The sequence below is a fragment of the Wolbachia endosymbiont of Atemnus politus genome (genome assembly GCF_013309895.1).
In genome coordinates, this window is the sequence record NZ_JAAXCS010000109.1 from 1 (window position 1) to 4,210 (window position 4,210).

Sequence of the window (4,210 nt, forward strand, 5' to 3'; positions counted from 1 at the left end):
GCCAACTCAAGAAAACTTGTATAATGCCGCCTTTCTCAAGTCAGAGCTAAAAAACGTTTTTGCTGATGATATAAGGATAACAACAGTAAGTTTCTCATACAACAAGAGAAAAAATATATTTGAGAACACAGTACATTCAGAGACTACAAAGCAATTTGCACAAAGAATGGAAACGAAAGGAACAGATGGCTTAACAATGCCACAGAGATATTTTGGAGCATTACGTAACTGCAATGCAGCATATAAGGAGATGTTAGATAAATCTAAATCGAGCCATACTGAAAAAGTTACCAATGAAAGAATAAACAATAGTGAAAGAACAAGGTGATGTGTGATCCATAGAGCAAAAGTTTTGCTCTATGGAAACATACTGCTTTACTCGTCCCCGGTAACTTTGATATAGTTAGTTAAAGTCTATAAAAGTTTATAAATGGCAACCTTAAGTGTAAGAGAAGCTTTATGTACAGCGATTAGAGAAGAAATGCAAAACGACCCCGATGTATTCATTATGGGTGAAGAAGTTGCAGAGTACGACGGTGCTTATAAAGTAACAAAAGGATTGCTGAAAGAGTTTGGAGAAAATAGGGTAGTTGATACGCCCATTACTGAACATGGGTTTGCTGGTCTTGCTGTTGGAGCAGCATTTGCTGGGCTCAAGCCAATCGTTGAGTTTATGACTTTTAATTTTTCTATGCAGGCCATCGATCAAATTGTGAATTCTGCAGCAAAAACAAATTACATGTCAGGTGGACAGCTTGGATGTCCCATAGTATTTCGTGGACCAAATGGTGCTGCAGCAAGAGTTGCTGCACAACACTCTCAATGCTTTGCATCATGGTATTCGCATGTACCGGGATTAAAAGTAGTAACACCTTATTTTGCCTCTGATTGTAGAGGTCTGCTGAAAGCTGCAATTCGTGATCCAGACCCAGTGATATTTCTAGAAAATGAGATCGCTTATGGACATGAGCACGAAGTTCCTGACTTCGAACTATCAAATAAAGATTATCTACTTGAGATAGGTAAAGCTGCTGTCATACGAGAAGGGAAGGATATAACTATCACTGCTTTCTCACTGAAACTAATGGATGCTTTAAATGCAGCAGATTTGCTTTCGAGTGAAGGTATAGAAGCTGAAGTTATTGACCTGAAAACCTTAAGGCCACTTGACACTGAAACTGTCATTAACTCTATCAAGAAAACTAATAGGCTAGTTAGTGTAGAGGAAGGTTGGCCATTTGCAGGAATAGGAGCAGAGCTTTCATCTGTGGTTATGGAACAGGGATTTGACTACCTTGATGCTCCAATTGTACGTGTAACTGGCAAAGATGTTCCCTTACCCTATGCTGCAAATCTGGAGAAAAAAGCATTACCACAAGTGGAAGATATAGTTGAAGCTGTGCATCAGGTCTGTTTTAGAAAAACTTAGCTATTTAACAAAAAAATCGTAGCTAAACCGAGAAATATAAAAGCTGAAAGAATATCAGTTGTCGCTGATGTTAGGATTGAAGAAGAAACGGCAGGGTCAGATCTTAAACGATGGAGCGTTATAGGAATGAAAGTGCCAATAAATGTTGCAATAATCGACATCATAATCATGGAAGCCACAAAAATAATCTCCACTGTGAAACTGTGGAATCTTATTGCTAATACTACAAGTGAAATAGTAGATAAAATTATCCCATTTATCAGACCTATCAAAAATTCTTTTATCAGTATTCTGTTTGCATTTTGCTCGGTCAAATATTTTGTTGCAATTGCCCTGATGGTTAACGTTACTGTTTGAGATCCTGCGTTTCCACTCATTGATGCAATTATTGGCATAACTATTGGTAATACTACAAAGCTCTCTATTACATTATCAAAAAAACCAACTACTATAGAACATATTGTTGCAGCTAAGAGGTTAAACAATAACCAAGGTAGCCTTTGAATTATAGTTTTATATATAGGAGCATTTATATCAGCTTTGGACGACACACCGCTTATTTTAAGTGCGTCCTCTTCTGTTTCTTGTTGAACAACTTTTATCACATCCTCGATCAGTATCACACCTATGATTTTACCGCGCTTGTTTACTACTGGAGCTGATAGTAGAGAGTAATCTTTAAATATTCTTGCAACTTCCTCTTGGTCCACTCCAGTTTTGATGACCTTTATATCCTGACTCATTATCTCTTTTATTGTTGTTTTTCCCGAATGAGATATTACCTTATTTAAATTAACACTACCTATAGGTTCTAATTTCGAATTAATGATGAAGATTTGATGAAATGTTTCCGGTATTTTTTTATAGTTGCGCAAAAATTCTGTTAGCTCGTTTATCGTCCAATAATATGGTGCTATAACCATATTTTTGTGTATCAACCTTCCCGCACTTTCTTCTGGATATGATAACAACTCCTCTACTGACTTTTGAGTTGCGTTGGGTAAGCAGTTAAGCATGTTTTCTATAAACTTTCTATCCAAATTTTTGACTATGGTGACTATATCTTCTACATCAAGAAGCATTAGTAACTTTGCCGTATTTTCTATTCCCAATGTTTCTATAATTTCCACTTGTAGATCTGGCACTACATGCACTAGAGCATCACTTAACGAATATTGGTCTAGAATGCTAACTAATTTTTCCCTGTGATCACTGATTGAAGTGGATAAAAAATAGGCTAACTGAACGCTGTCTATTGCTTTTACAATATTGTGGACGTTTTCTAGCTCCTCGTTATCGAGCGACTCGATTAAGTCATCAATAGCCTTTTTATCTAAACCATAGTGGGAATTTATTTCAACATTCATATCTTCACCTTACTTCTTAATAAATACACGTGCTTGATTCCTTTAAACATTAGAGTATAATAAGATTGTTTTAAATTAACTACTATATGGTTAAATTTTTGTTTTGTGTACTGTTATTGCTATTGATAGTGAATATATTAAAATCTAAAGCGTGATGAAAACTTATTTAGAAATTCTTGAACATTTTCAGAGTTTAGATAGAAGTATTTCTGTTATCAGGGGGTGTCTTTGACGTAGAAAAATTGAAGCTGCGCCTTACAGAGCTAGAATCTCAAGCTACAGATGATAACCTATGGCAGGATAACCAAAGGGCACAAGAAATTTTAAAAGAACGTTCTAAAATTAAGAATGATGTGGAATCATTTTTAAAGCTAGAAAGCGATTACAACGACGCTATTAGCTTAATGAAATCCGCTATTGACGAGAATGATGAAGAGTTTTTCTCTGAAGTTGAAAATGAGCTAGTAAAGTTAGAGAAATTAATCAAGCGTAAAGAAACAGAATCTTTATTTACTGGTGAAGCAGATAACAACGACTGCTTCTTGGAAATTCACTCAGGAGCTGGTGGAACAGAAAGCAATGATTGGGCTGAAATGCTCATGCGCATGTATGTAAGGTGGGCTGAGATTTATCACAACTTTAAAGTTGAAATTGTGGAAAAACTAGAGGGAGAATCAGTTGGGATAAAATCTGCAACGATAAAGATCATTGGAGAAAAAGCTTATGGATGGGCAAAGAGTGAGAGTGGGATTCACAGGCTGGTTAGAATATCACCATTTGATGCAAACAGTAAACGTCATACCAGTTTTGCAAGCGTAGGAGTCACTCCAGTGATAGAGGATTCAATCGATATTGCTGTAGATGAGAAGGATTTAAAGATCGACACTTATCGCGCTTCTGGAGCAGGCGGTCAGCATGTAAACAAAACTGAGAGTGCGGTGCGCATTACGCACATTCCAACAGGTGTTATAGTTCAGTGCCAAAACAGCCGTTCTCAGCATCAAAACAAACATGAAGCATTAAAGTTACTTAAAGGCCGTTTATACCAAATTGAACTGGAGAAAAAAGAGCGGAAAATGGCTCAAGAGTATGGCAAAAAGTGCGATATAGGCTGGGGTAATCAAATCAGGTCATACGTTGTACATCCATATCAAATGGTGAAGGATTTAAGAACCGGATATGAGGTGGGCAACATAAATTCCGTTTTTGATGGCAATATAGACTGCTTTATAGTTAGCGTGCTGACTAATAAAAATTAGAACGCGTTATAAAAAATGCTAAAAATCCCTTGACAACCCCCGCCAACCCTTTTATAATAAGGCTGAAGCTAATTATTTATCTTCTCTGTACAGATTAAACGACAAAAAAACTTAGTATATCTGGCGTGTCATGTTTAATTTTTTGCACTATGTGA

General features: G+C 36.5%; 3 protein-coding genes and 1 pseudogene. 3 read left to right on the forward strand and 1 reads right to left on the reverse strand.

Going from position 1 to position 4,210, the window contains the following annotated elements; translation table 11 throughout:
- Positions 1-328: pseudogene (locus HET73_RS06210) on the forward strand (hypothetical protein); the annotation flags it as partial.
- Positions 329-430: 102 nt separating this feature from the next.
- A complete protein-coding gene (locus tag HET73_RS06215) occupies positions 431-1,429 on the forward strand; it encodes a pyruvate dehydrogenase complex E1 component subunit beta (protein WP_174134200.1) in 999 nt (332 codons plus the stop codon).
- On the opposite strand, the gene mgtE is transcribed toward HET73_RS06215, so the two are convergent.
- On the reverse strand, positions 1,426-2,796 hold the full coding sequence (gene mgtE / locus HET73_RS06220; protein WP_174134201.1) for a magnesium transporter: 1,371 nt from the start codon (positions 2,794-2,796) through the stop codon (positions 1,426-1,428). The two genes, HET73_RS06215 and mgtE, sit on opposite strands and share 4 nt — an antisense overlap.
- Before the next feature lie 154 nt (positions 2,797-2,950).
- Here mgtE and prfB point away from each other — a divergent pair.
- A protein-coding gene (gene prfB, locus HET73_RS06225; protein WP_174134202.1) for a peptide chain release factor 2 occupies positions 2,951-4,055 on the forward strand; the annotation gives its coding sequence in 2 pieces (ribosomal slippage) (positions 2,951-3,025 and positions 3,027-4,055; 1,104 coding nt in all).
- Positions 4,056-4,210: the final 155 nt, after the last annotated feature.